This is a genomic window from Streptomyces sp. NPDC007808 (assembly GCF_042868655.1).
In the GTDB taxonomy this organism is placed as follows: Bacteria; Actinomycetota; Actinomycetes; order Streptomycetales; family Streptomycetaceae; genus Streptomyces.
This window is the reverse complement of the sequence record NZ_JBIAEQ010000005.1, coordinates 324559-343507: the sequence shown is the minus strand read 5'-3', so window position 1 is coordinate 343507 and position 18949 is coordinate 324559. Positions and strand designations below refer to the sequence as shown.

The 18949-nt window shown below is 72.8% G+C and carries 16 protein-coding genes; 8 read left to right on the top strand and 8 right to left on the bottom strand.

Annotation, left to right across the window (positions count from 1 at the left end; genetic code table 11):
- The first annotated feature begins 58 nt into the window (after positions 1–58).
- From ACFYNL_RS20695 to ACFYNL_RS20665, 7 genes are all read left to right on the top strand, one after another.
- Positions 59–997 (top strand): metal ABC transporter solute-binding protein, Zn/Mn family, encoded by a 939-nt coding sequence (locus ACFYNL_RS20695; protein ID WP_388805438.1) that lies wholly within the window; start codon positions 59–61, stop codon positions 995–997.
- Positions 994–1842: a metal ABC transporter ATP-binding protein gene (locus ACFYNL_RS20690; RefSeq protein WP_388805435.1), complete on the top strand. Its 849-nt coding sequence runs from the start codon at positions 994–996 to the stop codon at positions 1840–1842. The genes ACFYNL_RS20695 and ACFYNL_RS20690 overlap by 4 nt, the downstream gene beginning before the upstream one ends.
- Positions 1839–2711 (top strand): metal ABC transporter permease, encoded by an 873-nt coding sequence (locus tag ACFYNL_RS20685; RefSeq protein ID WP_388805432.1) that lies wholly within the window; start codon positions 1839–1841, stop codon positions 2709–2711. The genes ACFYNL_RS20690 and ACFYNL_RS20685 overlap by 4 nt, the downstream gene beginning before the upstream one ends.
- A 107-nt stretch (positions 2712–2818) precedes the next feature.
- Positions 2819–4807, top strand: a complete 1989-nt coding sequence (locus ACFYNL_RS20680) for a heavy metal translocating P-type ATPase (protein ID WP_388805429.1) — start codon at positions 2819–2821, stop codon at positions 4805–4807.
- Positions 4808–5023: 216 nt separating this feature from the next.
- Positions 5024–5734 (top strand): transcriptional regulator, encoded by a 711-nt coding sequence (locus tag ACFYNL_RS20675; RefSeq protein WP_388805426.1) that lies wholly within the window; start codon positions 5024–5026, stop codon positions 5732–5734.
- A complete protein-coding gene (locus ACFYNL_RS20670) occupies positions 5731–6708 on the top strand; it encodes a threo-3-hydroxy-L-aspartate ammonia-lyase (protein WP_388805423.1) in 978 nt (325 codons plus the stop codon). Before ACFYNL_RS20675 ends, ACFYNL_RS20670 begins: the two co-directional genes overlap by 4 nt.
- Before the next feature lie 167 nt (positions 6709–6875).
- On the top strand, positions 6876–7232 hold the full coding sequence (locus ACFYNL_RS20665; protein ID WP_388805420.1) for a cupin domain-containing protein: 357 nt from the start codon (positions 6876–6878) through the stop codon (positions 7230–7232).
- Positions 7233–7284: 52 nt separating this feature from the next.
- Here ACFYNL_RS20665 and ACFYNL_RS20660 read toward each other — a convergent pair whose 3' ends face one another.
- The 3 genes from ACFYNL_RS20660 to ACFYNL_RS20650 form a co-directional block, all read right to left on the bottom strand.
- Entirely contained in the window at positions 7285–8259 is a 975-nt protein-coding gene (locus ACFYNL_RS20660; RefSeq protein WP_388805417.1) for an NAD(P)-dependent alcohol dehydrogenase, read from the bottom strand.
- 142 nt (positions 8260–8401) lie between these two features.
- Positions 8402–9760, bottom strand: a complete 1359-nt coding sequence (locus ACFYNL_RS20655; protein ID WP_388805414.1) for a VWA domain-containing protein — start codon at positions 9758–9760, stop codon at positions 8402–8404.
- Positions 9757–10614, bottom strand: a complete 858-nt coding sequence (locus ACFYNL_RS20650) for an AAA family ATPase (protein ID WP_388805411.1) — start codon at positions 10612–10614, stop codon at positions 9757–9759. Before ACFYNL_RS20650 ends, ACFYNL_RS20655 begins: the two co-directional genes overlap by 4 nt.
- Before the next feature lie 304 nt (positions 10615–10918).
- Between ACFYNL_RS20650 and ACFYNL_RS20645 the strand changes: the two genes are divergently transcribed.
- The gene (locus ACFYNL_RS20645) at positions 10919–12457 is read left to right on the top strand and encodes an FAD-dependent oxidoreductase (protein WP_388805408.1); all 1539 of its coding nucleotides are present in this window, start codon (positions 10919–10921) and stop codon (positions 12455–12457) included.
- Positions 12458–12467: 10 nt separating this feature from the next.
- Here ACFYNL_RS20645 and ACFYNL_RS20640 read toward each other — a convergent pair whose 3' ends face one another.
- The 5 genes from ACFYNL_RS20640 to ACFYNL_RS20620 form a co-directional block, all read right to left on the bottom strand.
- Complete coding sequence (locus ACFYNL_RS20640) at positions 12468–13154, bottom strand: lactate utilization protein C (protein ID WP_388805405.1); 687 nt, start codon at positions 13152–13154, stop codon at positions 12468–12470.
- Positions 13151–14629 (bottom strand): LutB/LldF family L-lactate oxidation iron-sulfur protein, encoded by a 1479-nt coding sequence (locus tag ACFYNL_RS20635; protein WP_388805402.1) that lies wholly within the window; start codon positions 14627–14629, stop codon positions 13151–13153. Before ACFYNL_RS20635 ends, ACFYNL_RS20640 begins: the two co-directional genes overlap by 4 nt.
- Positions 14626–15381 carry a (Fe-S)-binding protein gene (locus ACFYNL_RS20630; RefSeq protein ID WP_388805399.1) on the bottom strand — a complete coding sequence of 252 codons (756 nt, stop codon included), beginning with the start codon at positions 15379–15381 and terminating at the stop codon, positions 14626–14628. Before ACFYNL_RS20630 ends, ACFYNL_RS20635 begins: the two co-directional genes overlap by 4 nt.
- A gap of 72 nt (positions 15382–15453) precedes the next feature.
- Positions 15454–16902, bottom strand: a complete 1449-nt coding sequence (locus tag ACFYNL_RS20625) for a rhamnulokinase family protein (protein WP_388805396.1) — start codon at positions 16900–16902, stop codon at positions 15454–15456.
- A complete protein-coding gene (locus tag ACFYNL_RS20620; protein WP_388805393.1) occupies positions 16899–18938 on the bottom strand; it encodes a bifunctional aldolase/short-chain dehydrogenase in 2040 nt (679 codons plus the stop codon). Before ACFYNL_RS20620 ends, ACFYNL_RS20625 begins: the two co-directional genes overlap by 4 nt.
- Positions 18939–18949: the final 11 nt, after the last annotated feature.

The following is an 18949-nucleotide window of genomic DNA, read 5'->3' as shown; positions in this document are numbered from 1 at the left end:
CCCCGACGCCGGGACGGATGGAGCTCGGCGGACCGTTCGCCCGTTCCGGAGGGGATCCATGCTCGCGTACCCGTCCCGAAGTCTCGCGCCGCTGATGGCCGGTGCCTGCCTTGTCTCCCTCGCCGCCTGCGGCAGTTCGTCGGACACGAGCGGCGGCTCCGGCACCGCGCACGAGCCCGCCGCGGCCGCCGTGGTACCGATCGTGGCCTCCACGGACGTGTACGGGGACATCGCCGAGCACATAGGCGGCCCCGAGGTGCGGGTCACCTCGATCATCAGCGACCCCGACCAGGACCCCCACTCCTACGAGGCGAACGCACAGAACCAGTTGGCCCTGTCCAAGGCGCGGGTCGTCATCGAGAACGGCGGCGGCTACGACGACTTCGTCGACCGGATGCTGAAGAGCGGCGGCGCGTCCCCCGAGGTGATCGACGCGGTCGAGGTCTCGGGGAAGACCGCCCCGGCGGGCGGGGAACTCAACGAGCATGTCTGGTACGACTTCCCGGCGATGGCCAGGCTCGCCGACCGCATCGCCGCCGCCCTCGCCGCGGCCGACCCGGCCGACGCCGCCACCTTCACCCGGAACGCCCAGGGCTTCAAGGCGAAGCTGAAGCCGCTGGAACAGAAGGAGGCCCGGATCAGGGCCGACCACGGCGGCCAGGCGGTGGCCGTCACCGAGCCCGTCCCGCTCTACATGATCGACGCCTGCGGGCTGCGGAACGCCACCCCCGAGGCCTTCAGCGAGGCCGTCGAGGAAGGCGACGACGTCTCCCCGCGGACCCTGCGGGAGACCCTGGCGCTGTTCACCGGCGAGAAGGTCAAGGCGCTGGTCTCCAACGCGCAGACCTCCGGCCCGCAGACCGAGAAGGCCGAGCGGGCCGCCAAGGCCGCGGCGATCCCCGTGGTCCCCGTGACCGAGACCCTGCCCGCGGGCAAGGACTACCTCGGCTGGATGACCGCCAACGTCGACGCGCTCGCGGGCGCGCTCGCCCAGTGAGGCCCTCCGTCGCGCCCGACCGCGGCGGGGACACCGCGGTGATCAGCCTGCGTGCGGCAGCCCTCGCCCACGGCGAACGCGTGCTCTGGCAGGACCTCGATCTCGACGTGCGGCCGGGGGAGTTCCTGGCCGTGCTCGGCCCCAACGGATCGGGCAAGACCAGCTTCGTCCGTGCCCTGCTCGGCCAACGCCCGCTGTCGGCCGGTACGTTGACGGTCCTGGGCGGCCCGGCCGCCGAAGGCGGTCGGTACATCGGCTATGTCCCGCAGCAGGGAACGCCGTCCACGCACGCCATGCTGCGCGCCCGGGACCTGGTCCGCTTCGGCATCGACGGGCACGGCTTCGGTCCGCGGCTGCGCACGGGCGCCGTACGCCGCCGCGTGGAGCGGATCCTCGACTCGGTCGGGGCCGCCGCGTACGCGGATGTGCCCGTCGGGCTGCTCTCCGGCGGTGAACGCCAGCGCGTCCGCATCGGCCAGGCGCTCGCGACCGACCCGCGGATCCTGCTGTGCGACGAGCCGCTGCTCTCCCTCGACCTGCACCATCAGCGCGCCGTAGCCGAGCTGGTGGACGCCCGCCGCCGCTCCCACGGCACCGCCGTGGTCTTCGTGACCCACGAGATCAACCCCGTGCTGGGCCTGGTGGACCGCGTGCTGTACCTCGCCCGCGGCGGCTTCCGGGTCGGCACCCCCGATGAGGTGCTCACCTCCGAGGCGCTGACGCGGCTGTACGGCACCGAAGTCGACGTCGTCCGCGTCCGGGACCGGATCACCGTCGTCGGCGTGCCCGACGAAGTGACCCGGCCGCCCCACCACCCCCGACCACCGCACGGAGTACGGCCATGACCATCGCCGAGGGGATCTGGGGCCAGATCTTCACCTTCGACCACTACGGCGAACTGCTCGCCCTCGTCCGCAACTCCCTCGTCGCCGGGGGCGCGCTCGGTCTGGTGGGCGGTCTGGTGGGCGTCTTCGTGATCATGCGGGACCTGCCGTTCGCGGTGCACGGGATCAGCGAACTGTCGTTCGCGGGCGCATCGGCTGCGCTGCTGCTGGACGTGAACCTCGTGGCGGGCTCGATCGTCGGCTCGCTGATCGCCGCCGGCGCGATCGGCCTGCTCGGCTCGCGTGCCCGGGACCGCAACTCGGTGATCGGCGCCGTCATGCCGTTCGGCCTCGGCCTGGGCGTGCTCTTCCTGGCCCTGTACAAGGGGCGGGCGGCCAACAAGTTCGGCATCCTCACCGGGCAGATCGTCGCCGTCGACACCCCCCAGATGTCCTGGCTGCTCGGCACGTCCGCCGTGGTGCTCGTCGCGCTCGCCGTCATGTGGCGGCCACTCGCCTTCGCCGGCGCCGATCCCGAGGTGGCCGAGGCGCGGGGCGTGCCGGTCCACGCGCTGTCGTTCGCCTTCATGATCGTGCTCGGTCTCGCGGTCGCGCTGTCCGTGCAGATCGTCGGCGCACTGCTGGTCCTCACCCTCGTCGTGACGCCCGCGGCGGCCGCCGCCCGGGTCATGGCCTCGCCGGTGCTGCTGCCCGTGCTGAGCGTGGCCTTCGCGGTCACCGCCATCGAGGGCGGCATCCTGTTGGCCCTGGGCGGCGGCATCCCCATCAGCCCGTACGTCACGACGATCTCTTTCTCGATCTACCTGGTGTGCAGGGTGGTGGGCACGCGCCGGGACCGGCGGTGGGGGGTCGCGCGCGCAGCCGGCTGAGGGAGGGCCCGCACCGCCCCCGCGAGACGGGGCGGTCGAGGACAGGAGGAGACCCGCTGACATGAAGACATGAATGAGTCTTCATCCATTCCTGTATCGTGCGGGGCATGACTTCCACGCTCACCCGGCCACCGGCCGGCCAAGCCACGTCCGTGCGCTCCGGGACCGCGCCCCGCGGGCGCACTCGGCTCCTCGCACTGCCGGAGGTCCGCTGGGCCGTGGCCGCCACCGCGCTGTTCCTGCTCGCGCTGCCCCTGCAACTGGCCGGAGCGCCGGCCTGGACCTGGGGGCCCCTGTACGCGCTGTCGTACGCCACGGGCGGCTGGGAACCGGGCTGGGAGGGCCTCAAGGCGCTCAAGGACAAGACGCTCGACGTCGATCTGCTGATGGTCGTCGCCGCGCTCGGCGCCGCCTCGATCGGGCAGGTGATGGACGGGGCGCTGCTGATCGTCATCTTCGCGACCTCCGGCGCCCTGGAGGCGCTTGCCACCGCCCGCACCGCCGACTCGGTGCGCGGCCTGCTCGACCTGGCGCCCGCCACCGCCACCCGGATCGCCGCCGACGGTGCCGAAGACACCCTGCCCGTCGAGGAGTTGGCGGTCGGCGACATCGTCCTCGTCCGCCCCGGCGAACGCGTAGGAGCGGACGGCCGGGTCCTGGAGGGAACCAGCGAGGTCGACCAGGCGAGCATCACCGGAGAACCGCTCCCCGCGGCGAAGCAGCCGGGCGACGAGGTGTACGCGGGCACCCTCAACGGCACCGGCGCACTGCGCGTCCGGGTGGAACGCGACGCCTCCGACTCCGTGATCGCCCGGATCGTCCGCATGGTGGAGGAGGCGTCCGAGACGAAGGCGCCCACCCAGCTGTTCATCGAGAAGGTCGAACAGCGCTACTCGCTGGGCATGGTGGCCGCGACACTCGCCGTGTTCGGCGTCCCCCTCGCGTTCGGCGAGGCGTTCTCCGAAGCCCTGCTGCGCGCCATGACCTTCATGATCGTGGCCTCCCCGTGCGCGGTGGTCCTGGCCACCATGCCGCCCCTGCTGTCGGCCATCGCCAACGCCGGCCGGCACGGTGTGCTGGTGAAGTCGGCGGTGGTGATGGAACGGCTCGGCCAGGTCGACGCCGTCGCGCTGGACAAGACCGGCACGCTCACCGAGGGCACACCGCGGGTCACCGACGTACGGCCGCTGCCCGGCGGCGGTCCGGCCGAGGAGGAGTTGCTGCGGCTCGCCGCGGCCGCCGAGCACCCCAGTGAACACCCGCTCGCCCGTGCCGTCGTGGACGCGGCGCACCAACGCCGCCTCGACCTGCCCGCGGCGCGGGACTTCACCTCCACGCCCGGCGTCGGCGTGAGCGCCGTCGTCGACGGCCGTACGGTCGAGGTGGGCGCCCCGGCCCGCCTGCTCGACGACACCCGCGGGGCGGCGAGCCCGGTGGCCGCACTCGCCGAGGATCTCGAACGGTCCGGCCGTACCGCCGTCCTCGTCGTCGTCGACGGCACCCCCGCCGGGCTGCTCGGCATCGCGGACCGGCCGCGACCCGACGCCGCCGCCACCGTCAGGGCCCTCACGGCCCTCACCGGCACCGCTCCGGCCCTGCTCACCGGCGACAATCCCCGTGCCGCCGCCCACCTCGCCGCGGAAGCCGGTATCGAGGACGTCCGTGCCGGGCTGCTGCCGCAGGACAAGATGGCCGCGGTCAAGGAGATGGCCGGTGCGGGCCGCAAGGTGCTCGTCGTCGGGGACGGCGTCAACGACGCGCCCGCGCTGGCCGCCGCCCACATCGGTGTCGCCATGGGCCGGGCCGGCTCGGACCTGGCCCTGGAGACCGCCGACGCGGTGGTCGTCCGCGACGAACTCGCCGCCGTCCCCACCACCGTGGCCCTCTCCCGCCGGGCCCGGAAACTGGTGGTGCAGAACCTGGTCATCGCGGGGGTGTTCATCGCCGGTCTCGTCACGTGGGACCTGGTCGGCACCCTGCCGCTGCCGCTCGGCGTCGCTGGCCACGAGGGCTCCACGGTCCTCGTCGGCCTGAACGGGCTGCGCCTGCTGCGGGACGCCGCCTGGCAGCGGGCGGCGGCCGACGTCGCCGCCTGACGCGACGGGCCGCAGGCCGAGCGCGGGTCTCCCCGGTCGAGGTGCCCGGTGCCGGTTCGCGGGGTGCTGTGGTCGACTGCGCCGCCGGGCGGGCCGGTTGTCGCCGGGCGGGCGACCGGCTGGACCCGTGCTTGGACTGTGCGTACAGACCTTGGACGTGTAGTCTAGAAATCGGCTCGGCGGAGGAAGCCGGGACGAGGTGACGGGAGAGTAGTGATGTCGGCCGCGCTGGAATCCGAGCGGGACGCGATCGTCGCGGCGCTGAGGCCGGTCGTCGACGGGCTCGTGGCGACGTTCGGGCCGATGTGCGAGGTGGTTCTGCACGACTACCGGCGGCCGGAGAAGTCCGTCGTGGCGGTGGCCGGTTCGGTGACCGGGCGGGCCGTCGGCGGGGCGATGAGCGAGATCGGCATGCGGATCGTCGCCCGCGGGGACGAGGCGCGCGACGAGCTGAACTACGTGACCCGGACCCGTGACGGCAAGCTGGTCAAGGCGTCCACGATGGTGCTGCGGGACTCCACGGGCACCGTGTTCGGCGCCCTCTGCGTCAACCTGGACATCACCGCGGTGAGCGAGGCCCACACCCTGCTCGGTGCCCTCGCCGGCCTCGGCGAGACCCCGGCCGAGGTACCGGTCACCGCCTTCGGCAACGACATCGACTCCGTCGTCGACGCCATCCTCGACGCCCACCGGCTGCGGCAGAACGGCAGCTGGGCGGCGCTCGACCGCGCGCAGCGACTGGAGCTGTTCCGCGGCCTTGACGCCCGGGGCGTGTTCGCCGTGCGGCGCGCGATCGAACAGGTCGCGGCACGGCTCGGCATCTCCCGCGCCTCCGCCTACAGCTATCTGTCCCAGGCGCGCGCCGGATCCGGCTCGACGGCGGACCGCGCCTCTCCCGACACGACACCCCCCGGAGGACCCGCGTGACGACCGACACCCCGCCGATCACCCTCGACGACGTACGCGATGCCGCCGCGCGCCTCAAGGGCGTGGCGCACCGCACGCCGGTGCTGCGCTCACGCACGCTCGACGAACGCGTCGGCGCCGAGGTCTTCCTCAAGTGCGAGAACTTCCAGCGCGTCGGCGCGTTCAAGTTCCGCGGCGCCTACAACGCCGCCTCCCGGCTCGACCCGGGGCAGCTGGCCCGGGGCATCGCCGCGTACTCCTCCGGGAACCACGCCCAGGCCGTCGCCCTGGCCGCCCGGGAACTCGGGACCACCGCCGTGATCGTCATGCCGGAGGACGCCCCGCCGTCCAAGCGGGAGGCGACCCTCGGCTACGGCGCGGAGATCGTCACCTACGACCGCTACACCGGCGACCGCGTCGCGATCGGGGAAGCCCTGGCCGCCGAGCGCGGCCTCGCCCTCATCCCGCCCTACGAGCATCCGCACGTCATGGCAGGGCAGGGCACCGCGGCCCTCGAACTCCTCGAAGAGGTGGGGGAGCTGGACCAACTGGTCGTGCCGGTCGGTGGCGGCGGGCTGATCGCGGGCAGCGCCACGGTCGTCAAGAGCCTGCGTCCCCACGCCCGGGTGATCGGTGTCGAACCGGAGGCCGGCGACGACACCAAGCGGTCCCTGGAGGCAGGGCGGCGCGTGAGCGTCCCGGTGCCGCGCACCATCGCCGACGGTCAGGCCCTGCGCACGCCGGGAGAGCTCACCTTCTCCGTCAACCGGCGGCTCGTCGACGGGATCGCGCTGGTCGGCGACGACGAGATCCGGGACGCGATGCGGTTCGCCTTCGAGCGGCTGAAGATCGTCGTCGAGCCCAGTGGGGCCACCCCGCTGGCCGCCCTGCTCACCGGCCGGACGGGCCCGCTCCCGCGCCGGGTCGGGGTGATCGTCTCCGGAGGCAACGTCGACGTGGCGCGCTTCGCCGAGCTCTGCGCGAACGGGCGCTGAGCGGGCGCTGAGCGGGCGCTGAGCGGGCATTCCCCCGAATGGCGGCCCTCGGTGGACGGGCGGAGGATGGATGGGTAGAGGACCGGGCGCCTACTACGGCGGTGCCCAGGGCCGCCGGGGAGACCGGCCCCCGGCCGCGAACGACCGCGGCCGGAAGGGAGAGCGCCATGTTGGAAGTGAAGCCCCTCGACAAGCCGGACGAGCAGCGTGATTTCCCGCAAGGGCACCTGGAAGCCGTCCATATGACGGACCTCGACTTCGCCGTGGCGACCTTCGAGCCCGGCTGGCGCTGGACCGAGTCGGTGGGCCCGATCGCGGGCACCGAGAGCTGCCAGATGCACCACAACTGCTACGTGCTCCAGGGACACATGCACATCCGCATGGACGACGGCGGGGAGACCGACGTCGGCCCCGGCGACGTCTTCGTCTGCTCCCCCGGACACGACGCGTGGGTCGTGGGCGACGAGCAGGTCGTGCTCTACGACTTCCAGGGGCAGACGGCGAGGGAGTACGCGAAGAAGTAGGCCCGACGACCACCCGACGACCCTCGCGCGGCGACGACCGCGCGACGACGGCTCACACGGTGACGACGACTTTCGCGCGCGCGTGCTCCACCTGCACGTACCGGATCGCCTCGGCCGCTTCGCTGAGCGGATAGGTCCGCTCGACGACCGGGGCGATGGTGCCGCTCTCGGCCAGTTCCCGCAGCGTCGCGAGGTTCGCCCTGGTCTGCTCGGCCGGGAGTTCGCGCAACCGCCGGCGTGTGAAGGGCGCCGCGAGGCGCCTTTTGAAGAACAGCCCCATCGGCCCGAGCACACTGCCGCCCTCGTAGACCCCGCCACCGGACAGCACCAGCGTGCCGGTGGGAGTAAGCGCGCGCCGCAACCCGGTCAGCGAGTGGTTGCCCACCAGGTCCAGCACGACGTCGTAGCGTCGGCCCGCCCGGGTGAAGTCCTCGCGCGTGTAGTCGACGACGTGGGCCGCGCCGAGCGAGCGGACCAGGTCCACGTTCCTGGTGCTGCACACCGCGGTCACCTCCGCACCGTAGGCCCTGGCCAGTTGCACGGCGAACGTTCCCACGCCCCCCGACGCCCCGTTGACCAGGACCGTCTGCCCCCGCCGCACCCCGGCCACGTCACGCAGTCCCACGAGGGCGGTGTTCGCCGCCAGCGGCATCGCGGCCGCCTGCTCGAAGGTCAGGTTGGCCGGCTTCGGGCCCACCATGCTGCCCTTGGCGCACACGAACTCCGCGAACGCGCCGTCCGCCTCGCCGAACACCTCGTCACCGGGCGCGCACCCCACGACCTCACGCCCCACAGCTTCCACCCGGCCGGCGAAGTCCCGTCCCCGGATCCTGGCCTTCGGCCCGCTGACGCCGAGGACGAGGCGGGCGATCTTCGGGTCGCCGTGCATCAGATGCCAGTCGTAGGCGTTGACCGAGGCCGCGCGCACCCGCACCAGCACCTCGTCGTCCCCGGGAACCGGCGTGGCGACGTCCCTGAACTCCAGCGCGTCCACCGAGCCGTACCGGTCCTGCACCACTGCCTTCATGCGGCCCCCTCCGTCACCCAAGAGAGTAGAAAGGCACCGCGCGACCGCGTATCCGGGACGCACCCTGATTTTCCTCGGGGCCGGACCCTCACCTCACCCGTAGGAGGGCGCACTTGGCCCCGTCACACGCGGAGCCCGGCGCTCACACCGGCAGCAGCCGTGCCACCAGCGCACTGAGCTGCCGGACCGTGCGGCACTCGTGCATCTCCACCAGCTCGGCGTAGACAGGAGCGGCGGAGTCCCCCGTGCCCCAGCGGGATCGCTGCTCGGGGTTCAACCAGTAGACGCGGCGCGCCCGCTGCGCGATCTGCCGGACGGCCGGCAGGTTCGGGTCGCTCATGTTCGTACGGGCGTCACCGAGGACGAAGACGGTCGTGCGCGGACCGACCACGTCGCCGTGCCGCTCCGCGAACTCGCCCAGCGCCATGCCGTAGTCGCTGCTGCCGTGCCAGCCCGTCAGCGTGGCCTCCGCCCGGATGCGGGCGCCGAGCCCTTCCGGGTCGGCGGTGCCGTGCCGCAACAGCCCCGTCACCTCGTCGATCCGGTTGACGAAGGCGAACACGCGCACCTTGCTGAACTGGTCGTGCAGCGCCTGCACCAGCAGCATCGTGAAGTCCGAGAACCCGGACACCGAGCCCGACACATCGCACAGCAGCACCAGTTCGGGCCGCACGGGACGCCGCCTGCGCAGCACCGGCTTCATCGGCACCCCGCCCGTGGAGAGCGAACCGCGCAGGGTCCGCCGCAGGTCGATGGTGCCCCGGGAGGCACGGCGGCGACGGGCGGCGAGCCGGGTGGCGAGCTTGCGGGCGAGCGGCTGCACCGTCCTGCGCAGCTCGTCCAGTTGGGGCTTCGCGGCGAACAGGAAGTCGACGCGGTCGGCGGTCGGCGCCACCGCCCGCCGGGCGATCTCGTCCCGGCCGCGCCGCTCGGCGACCCGGCGCCGCGCCTCCGCCGCCACCAGCGCCCGGAACACCTCGATACGCCGCCGGATCTCGTCCTCCAGCAGCCGGTCGGCGAACCCCGCGCTCCCGCCCTGCCCACGGACGCCGTCGCGCACACGGGCGAGCAGCGTCTGCGGACGCAGCCGCTCCAGCGCCTGGTACGACGACCAACCGTCCGACTCCGGCGAGGAACCGTACCCGCCGAAGCCGTCGACGGCCTCGACCGCCAGCCGCCCCAGCATCGCCCGGTCGTCGGCGGCGAGCGCGTCCGCCAGCCGGTCACGCAGGTCGTCCCGTCCGGCGGCCTCCTGCTCGGGGCCGCCCACCCCGCGCGGGAAGTACAGGTCGAAGACCGGGTCGAACACCTGCCGCCCGCCGGGGCCGTGCAGCAGCGTCGCCGCCAGGCCCTCGCGCAGCAGCTCCCGGTCCGTGAGGCCGAGCGCCTCCATCGCGCGCGCCGCGTCCACCGTCTCGGCCGTGCCGATCCGGATGCCGTGCGCGCGCAGCGCCCCGACGAAGGACGTCAGCCGATCCGCGACCCCCGCGGGCGTGGTCACAAGGAGTCCAGGTCGAGCTTGGCGGTCGCCTTGAGGATGTCGTCCTGGTGCTTGAGGAGCACGCCGAGGCTGTCCCGTACGAGCGTCTCGTCCAGGCTGTCGGCGCCGAGCGCCAGAAGCGTCCGGGCCCAGTCGATGGTCTCGGCGACCGACGGCACCTTCCGCAGGTCCATCGCCCGCAACGCGCCCACGACCCGGACGACCGAGCGGGCCAGCGCCTCGTCCAGGCCCGGCACCTTCAGCCGTACGATCCGGCGCTCCAGCTCCTCGTCCGGGAAGCCGATGTGCAGGAACAGGCAGCGGCGGCGCAGCGCCTCGGACAGCTCGCGGCTCGCGTTGGAGGTGAGGACGACGAAGGGGCGCCGGGTCGCGGTGATGGTGCCCAGTTCGGGGACGGTGACCTGGAAGTCGCTGAGCACCTCCAGGAGCAGGCCCTCCACCTCGACGTCGGCCTTGTCCGTCTCGTCGATCAGCAGCACCTTGGGGTCGTCCCCGCGGATGGCCGTGAGCAGGGGCCGGGTGAGCAGGAACTCCTCGCTGAAGATGTCCGTGCGCGTCTCGTCCCACGTCTCGTCGCGGCCCGCGCTGATGCGCAGGAGCTGTTTGGCGTGGTTCCACTCGTACAGCGCCCGGGACTCGTCGACCCCCTCGTAGCACTGCAGGCGCACCAGTCGCGCCCCGGCGACCTCGGCCACGGCCTTGGCGAGCTCGGTCTTGCCGACCCCGGCGGGGCCCTCCACCAGCAGCGGTTTGCCGAGGCGGTCGGCGAGGAAGACGGTCGTGGCGACCGCGGGCGAGGCCAGATAGCCGGTCTCGGCCAGACGTGCGCAGACGTCGTCGACGGATGTGAACACGGGGCCTCCCGCTCGACGGCAACCATGGGGCAGGAGACCTATCTAAGCGCTTGTTCACCCGCTCTGTCACCCGGTCCCGGCCGCGAAGCCGAAGGGCGGCCGCCGCAGCCGCCGCCCCGGGTCCCGAGGCCGCGTCAGGATGCCACCGCGACCGCACTGACCGGTCACCGCAAGCAGGTGTACTGGGGACACCCCCAGGGGGCATCCGCCGGGGGCCAAGGGCAGCCCCGGCACGCCGACCTGCGCCGTCGCCCGATCGGAGCACCGTCGTGTGGCCGAGCCGGTCCGGGGGAACTCGGCAGCCATGGACGATCAGGCCCGTACCCCCACGTCGTACTGGATCGAGACGGCACCGCCCGGCGACCTCGCACCCCCGCCGGACGGCGACCTGACCGTCGAGGTCGCCGTCGTGGGCGCCGGCATCGCCGGGATCAGCACGGCCTGGGAGCTGACCCGGCGCGGCCACTCCGTCGCACTGCTGGAAGCGGACCGCGTCGCCGCCGGCGTCACCGGGCACACCACCGCCAAGGTCAGCGCCCAGCACACCCTCATCTACGACCGGCTCCGCCGCACCCGCGGCAAGGACGGGGCCCGCTTGTTCGCGGCCTCCCAGACGGACGCGATCCGGCATGCCGCCGAGACCGCGGACGCCCTCGGCATCGAGTGCGACTGGGAGGAGACGGCGGCGTACACCTACGCCGAGGACGGCGACCGTACCGACGAGCTGCGGGCCGAGGCCGCCGCGGCCCGGGAGGCGGGCCTGACCGCCGAGTACGTCACCGACACGGACCTGCCGTTCCCGGTCGCCGGTGCGGTCCGGGTCGAGGGGCAGGCGCAGTTCCACCCCCGCAAGTACCTGCTGGGACTGGTCGAGGACCTGCGCCGACTCGGAGGCCGTGTGCACGAGCGCACCCGCGTGGTCGCACTCTCCGAGGGGGAGCCCTGCGTGCTGACCACCGAGGACGGTGTGAAGGTGAGCGCGCGGTCCGTCGTGGTCGCCACCCACTACCCGGTCTTCGACCGCGCGCTGCTGTTCACCCGGCTGTCGGCCCGCCGCGAACTGGTGGTAGCCGCTCCCATCGAGGCGACCGCCGCACCCGCCGGCATGTACATCACCCCCGAGCAGAACACCCGCTCCGTGCGCACCGCGCCCTACGACGACGGCAGGCGCCTGCTCATCGTCACCGGTGAGCACTTCACGCCGGGCACCGGCGGCGACGTCCGGGCACGGTTCGAGGCGCTGTCCTCCTGGGCGGTGGAGCGGTTCGGGGACCTCGACTTCACTCACCGGTGGGCCACCCAGGACACGGACCCCACCGACTCGGTGCCGCTCGTGGGCCCGCTGCACCCCGGCAGCAGGCACACCTACGTGGCCACCGGCTTCGGCGGCTGGGGAATGGCCAGCGGGATCATGGCGGGCCGTCTGCTGTGCGATCTGATCACCGGTCACGACAACACCTGGAGCGACCTGTACGACCCGCGCCGCGTGGCGCCCGTCCTGCGTGAGGGCATGGACTTCGTCAAGCACCAGGCGGACGTGGCCCGCCACTTCGTCGGCGACCGGCTCCAGCACCTGCCCGGCCCCTCCCGCACGTCGGTGGACGACATCGAGCCGGGCGACGGCGCCGTCGTCCATGTCTCGGGAAAGCGCTGCGCCGTCCACCGCGACGAGGACGGGAAGCTGCACGCCGTCTCGGCCAAGTGCACGCACCTGGGCTGCATCGTGTCGTTCAACCGCGCCGAACGCGCCTGGGAGTGCCCCTGCCACGGCTCCCGCTTCGACCCGGACGGCCGGGTGGTGCAGGGCCCGGCGGTACGGCCCCTGGAGCCGCGGGACATCTGAGGTACCTGCCTCAGCCGACCAGCACGACCTCCAGCGTGCGCGGCCCGTGCACGCCCTCCACCCGGTCCAGTTCGATGTCGCTGGTCGCCGAGGGCCCGGAGATCCAGGTCGACGGGCGGGCCGGGTCGAGCCGTTCGAGGGCCTGCGGCACGGACGCCACGACCTGTTCGGGGACCCGTACGACACAGACGTGGTGGTCGGGAATGAGCGTGATGCGGCGACGGCCCTGGTCGGGGGAGCCGTCCAGGACGATGGTGCCGGTCTCGGCGACGGCCAGCGCGCAGCCCGTCACCACGCTGTCCACGCGGTCCAGTTCGTGCGGGGTGCTCTCGGCACGGTCGTGCACGCGGGTCGCGTCCACCGCCCCCAGCCAGTGCGGCGGCAACCCCGGCGGGACGAGCACGCTGCGCGAGCCGCGCTCGGCCAGCAGCCGCATCAGCAGGCCGGGCAGTTCCTCGTCCGTGCAGCGGTGCACGACGGCCCGGTAGTCCGCCAGGTTCTCGGCCAGCAGATTGACCGTCTCCTCGACACCGCGCTCCCCGTGGGCGCGCAGATAGTCCCGGGGCACCGCCTGCTCGTAGGGGAGACCCCTCCCGGGCCGTTCAGGCCCTGGGGGAGTGTCGCCGAGCCGTTCCTCCTCCGGTACGTCGGCCAGGGCGCGCCGCACCCGGCCCAGGATCCGCTCCCTGCTGCTCACTTCCCGGCCTCCTTGCCGCCGTTCGTACGCTGCCACCAGTCCCGGAACGGCTCCCGCGGCACCGTCGGCAGGTCCCTGGTCCCGCTCCACGCCCTGCCCGGCCCGGGCAGCGACCGCGGATGCAGGCGCCGGGTGCGCGAGGCGAGCCGCTGACCGGCCCGCAGTGCCCCCGGCCGACTGAACGCCCAGCGCGCCGCACGCATCGCGGCCCGCTCGGCGGCGTGCCCCTTCGCGGGCTTCAGCACCACCTTGTTGCCGCGCGAGGTGACCTCGCCGCCCTCAACGACCCGCTCTCTCAGATGCACCAGCACCTCGGGGATGTCGATGGCGACCGGGCACACCTCGTAGCAGGCGCCGCACAGCGACGACGCGTACGGCAGCGACGCGTCGATCTCACTGGCCACACCCCGCAGTTGGGGGCTGAGGATGGCGCCGATCGGACCCGGGTAGACCGAGCCGTACGCGTGCCCGCCCGCCCGCTCGTACACCGGGCAGACGTTGAGGCACGCCGAGCAGCGGATGCAGCGCAGGGCCTGGCGGCCGACCTCGTCGGCGAGCGTGTCCGTGCGGCCGTTGTCGAGCAGGACCAGGTGGAAGTCCCGTGGCCCGTCCTCGCCGGTCGTACCGGTCCACATGGAGGTGTACGGGTTCATGCGCTCGGCGGTGGAGGAGCGCGGCAGGGTCTGCAGGAACACCTCCAGGTCCCGCCAGGTGGGCACGGTCTTCTCGATGCCGACGACCGAGATCAGCGTCTCCGGCAGGGTCAGGCACATCCGCCCGTTGCCCTCGGACTCCACGACCACCAGTGTTCCGGTCTCGGCGACCATGAAGTTGGCGCCCGAGATGCCGACCTTGGCGCGCAGGAACTTCTCGCGCAGATGGAGGCGGGCCGCCTCCGCGAGTTCGGCGGGGGTGTCGGTCAGGCCGTCGGGCGCCGGGCGCCCCCACCCGCCCATCTCCCTCAGGAAGATGTCCCGGATCTCACCCCGGTTGCGATGGATCGCCGGGACCAGGATGTGCGAGGGCCGGTCCTTGCCCAACTGCACGATCAGTTCGGCGAGATCCGTCTCGTAGGCACGGATGCCCTCGGCCTCCAGGGCTTCGTTCAGCCCGATCTCCTGCGTGGCCATCGACTTGACCTTGACGACCTCCGACTCACCGGTCGCCTTCACCAGGTCCGCCACGATCCTGTTCGCCTCGTCGGCGTCGGCCGCCCAGTGGACCGTGCCGCCCGCCGCCGTGACCGATTCCTCCAACTGCACGAGGTAGCGGTCGAGATGACGCAGGGTATTGTCCTTGATCCGCTTCCCGGCCTCCCGGAGCGCCGCCCAGTCGGACACCTCCGCGACGGCCTTCGCCCGCTTGGCGCGGATCGTGTGCGTGGCGTGCCGCAGATTGCCGCGCAGGGTCGCGTCGTACACGGCCTCGTGCGCGGCCTCGGGAAACGCCGGCATCCCGACGAACGTCCCGCTCATACCGCCGGCTCCTCCTCCGTGCTCGCCAGGATCTCCGCGATGTGCACCGGCCGCATGCCGGTGCCGAGCCGCGCCATCGTGCCGCCGATGTGCATCAGACAGGAGTTGTCGGCCGCGCACAGCACGTCGGCACCCGTCGACTCGGCGTTGCGCACCTTGTCCGCGCCCATCGACGCCGAGACGTCGGGGTTCTTCAGCGCGAAGGTGCCGCCGAAACCGCAGCACTCCTCGGCACCCGGCAACTCCACCAGCTCCAGCCCCTTGACGGCCCGCAGCAGCCGCCCGGGCCGGTCGCCGAGGCCCAGCCCGCGCAGCCCGTGGCAGGTGGGGTGGTAGGTCACCTTGTGCGGGTAGTAGGCCCCGACGTCCGTCAGCCCCAACACGTCCACCAGGAACTCGGTGAGCTCGTACGTCTTCGGCACCACGGGCGCGAGCGTCGCCGCGAGCGCGTCCCCGCGTCCCTCGGCCCGCGCCCGCTCACCCATCCGCGGATACAGCTCCCGCACCATCGCCCCGCACGACCCGGACGGGGTGACGATCGCCTCGTACCCTCCGAATACATCGGAGAAATGCCGGGCCAGCGGCTCGGCCTCATGGCGATAACCGGTGTTGTAGTGGGCCTGCCCGCAGCAGGTCTGGGCCATCGGGAAGTCGACCTCGACTCCCAGCCTGGTCAGCAGTTTCACCACGGCGCGCCCGGTGTCCGGATAGAGCGTGTCGTTGACGCAGGTCAGGAACAGGGCGACACGCATCGCGGCTCCTCGTGATCGGTCATCGGATGAGTGCAGGGTAGTGCGGACGCGTGGCCCAGGGGAGTCCCCCGCTCACCGCCGGGTGAGCCGGGCCTCCGCCTTGTCCCAGCGTGCCGCGTCGCCCCGCGGCCGGTACCGCGTGAGCGGCTGCGTACGGGTGAGCAGCCGCCGCCCGTCGGCGAGGTCGCCGACCAGCCCGTGGGTCCGGGCCTGGACGAGGACGTTCCCCAGCGCGGCGGCCTCGGTCGGGCCGGCCACCACCGGCAGGCCGCATGCGTCTGCGGTCGACTGGCACAGCAGGGCGTTGCGCGTGCCGCCCCCGACGATGTGCACGACGTCGACCGGGTGGTCGGCCAGCCGCTGGGCCTGCGCGATCGCCCGCCGGTGGGCGAGGGCGAGCGAGTCGAGGATGCAGCGCGTGATCTCGGCGGGCGACCCGGGCACCGGCTGCCCGGAGGCCCGGCACGCCTCGGCGATCCGCTCCGGCATCCGGCCCGGCGCCAGGAACGCCGCGTCCCCCGCGTCCACGACCGACCGCAGCGCCGGCACCTTGGAAGCCTCCAGCAGCAGGGCCCCCAGATCGGGCTCCCCCCAGGCCCGTACGCACTCCTGGAGCAGCCACAGCCCCATGATGTTGCGCAGGTACCGGACGGTGCCGTCCAGCCCCAGTTCGTTGGTGAAGTTGGCGGCCCGGCTCTCCTCGGTGAGCACGGGAGCGCCCAGCTCCAGTCCCGCCAGGGACCATGTGCCGGTGCAGATGTAGGCGAACCGCTCACCCTCGGCCGGCACGGCGGCCACCGCGGACGCGGTGTCGTGCGAACCGACCGCCGTCACCGGCACCGGACCGGTCAGCCCGGTCTCCTCCAGCACCTCGTCGCGCAGCAGCCCCGCCAGATCGCCCGGCTGCCGCAGCGGCGCGAACAGGCCCAGGTCGATGCCCAGCCGGGCGGCGATGCCGTCCGCCCAGTCGCGGGTGCGCGGGTCGATGAGCTGGGTCGTCGAGGCGTTGGTGAGCTCGGTGCCCTGCTCGCCGGTGAGCCAGTACGCCATCAGGTCGGGGATGAGCAACAGACGTTTGGCATGGGCCAGTTGCGCCGACGAGCGGGCCGCCGTCAGCTGGTACAGGGTGTTGAAGGGCGCGTACTGCGACCCGGTGGCGGCGTACAACTCCTGCGCCGGTACGGTCGCCCACACCTTCTCCGCGACGCCCTCCGTCCGGGAGTCCCGGTAGTGCACGGGATTGCCGAGCAGCGCCCCGTCCGCGTCCAGCAGCCCGTAATCCACGGCCCAGCTGTCGATGCCGACGGAGTCGACCCGCCCCGCGGCCCGCAACCCGTCCAGCACCCCCGCGTACAGGGCGAGGACGTCCCAGCGCAGCCCTTCCGGCACCCGCACCGGACGGTTGGGGAAGCGATGGGCCTCCTCCAGCTCCAGGGAGTCCGGGCCGACGCGGCCGACCATGACACGCCCGCTGGACGCGCCGAGGTCGACCGCGGCGTACGACTTCACGGCCGCGCTCACCGCAGGAAGGCGGCCGCGACGCCGGCGTCGACCGGGATGTGCAGCCCGGTGGTGTGGGTCAGGTCGCCGCCGGTGAGGGCGAAGACGGCGTTCGCGACATGCTCGGGCAGCACCTCGCGCTTGAGGATGGTCCGCTGGGCGTAGAACTCGCCCAGCTTCTCCTCCTCCACCCCGTACACGGCGGCCCGCTGCGCCCCCCATCCACCGGCGAAGATCCCGGAGCCGCGTACGACGCCGTCCGGGTTGATCCCGTTGACGCGGACGCCGTGCTCACCGAGTTCGGCGGCCAGCAGCCGTACCTGGTGGGCCTGGTCGGCCTTGGTGGCCGAGTAGGCGATGTTGTTGGGCCCGGCGAAGACGGCGTTCTTGGAGGCGATGTAGACGATGTCGCCGCCCAGCCCCTGCGCGATCAGCACGCGTGCGGCCTCGCGCGACACCAGGAACGAGCCGCGCGCCATGATGTCGTGCTGGAGGTCCCAGTCCTCGGCCGAGGTCTCCAGCAGCGGCTTGGAGACGGAGACACCGGCGTTGTTCACCACGAGGTCGACCCCGCCGAAGGCCAGCATGGCGGCCTTGAAGGCGTCGGCGATCTGCTCCTCGGACGTGACGTCCACCGTCACCGCGACGGCCTTGTCAGGTCCGCCCAGCTCCTCGGCGACGGCCTCGGCGTTCTCGCCGTTCAGGTCCGCGACGACCACGCACGCGCCCTCGGCGACCAGCCGCCGCGCGATGGCTTTGCCGATCCCGCTGCCGGCGCCCGTCACCAGGGCGACCCGGGTGGCGAGCGGCCTGGGCTTCGGCATCCGCTGGAGCTTGGCCTCCTCAAGGGCCCAGTACTCGATGCGGAACTTCTCGGACTCCTCGATCGGCGCGTACGTCGAGACCGCCTCGGCGCCGCGCATCACGTTGATGGCGTTGACGTAGAACTCACCGGCCACCCTGGCGGTCTGCTTGTCCTTGCCGAAGCTGAACATGCCCACCCCGGGCACCAGCACGATCGCCGGATCGGCGCCGCGCATGGCGGGGGAGCCGGGCTCGGCGTGCCGCTCGTAGTAGGCGGCGTACTCCTCGCGGTACCGGGCGTGCAGCTCCTTGAGCCGTGCGATCGCCTCGTCGAGGGGGGCGGTCGGCGGCAGGTCCAGCACGAGCGGCCGGACCTTGGTGCGCAGGAAGTGGTCGGGGCAGGAGGTACCGAGCGCGGCGAGCCGCGGGTGCTCGGCCCGAGCCACGAAGTCCAGCACGACCGCGCAGTCGTCGAAGTGGCCGACCTGCGGCCTGTCCTGCGAGGCGATCGCCCGGACGTACGGCGCCAGGGCGGCGGCCCGCTCCCGGCGCTCGCCGTCGGGCAGCGCCTCGTATCCCGCGATGACGGGTCCGAAGGGCTCGGCCTTCCCGTTCTCGGCGAGGAACGCCTCCGCGGTACGGATGATGTGCAGCGAGTTGCGCTCGCACTCCTCGGAGGTGTCACCCCAGGCGGTGATCCCGTGCCCGCCCAGGACACACCCGATGGCCTGCGGGTTTGCGGCCTTCACGGCCGCGATGTCCAGCCCCAGCTGGAACCCGGGCCGCCGCCAGGGCACCCACACCACGGTGTCCCCGAAGCACTCGGCGGTCAGCTTCTGCCCGTCGGCGGCGCAGGCGAGCGCGATACCGGAGTCGGGGTGGAGGTGGTCGACGTGGGCCGCCTCGACGAGCCCGTGCATGGCGGTGTCGATGGAGGGGGCCGCTCCGCCCCTGCCGTGCAGGCAGTAGTCGAAGGCGGCGACCATCTCGTCCTCGCGCTCGACGCCGGGGTAGACGTCGACGAGCGCCCGCATCCGGTCCAGCCGCAGCACTGCCAGCCCGCTCTCGGTGAGCGTGCCGAGGTCACCGCCGGATCCCTTGACCCACATCAGCTCGACGTCGCCGCCGGTGACGGGGTCGGTGGCGGTGCCCTTGGCGGAGGCGTTGCCGCCGGCGTAGTTGGTGTTGCGGGGATCGGAGCCGAGCCGGTGGGAACGGGCGAGGAGCGCGGCGGCTTCGGGATGGGGAGCCATGATCATCAGGT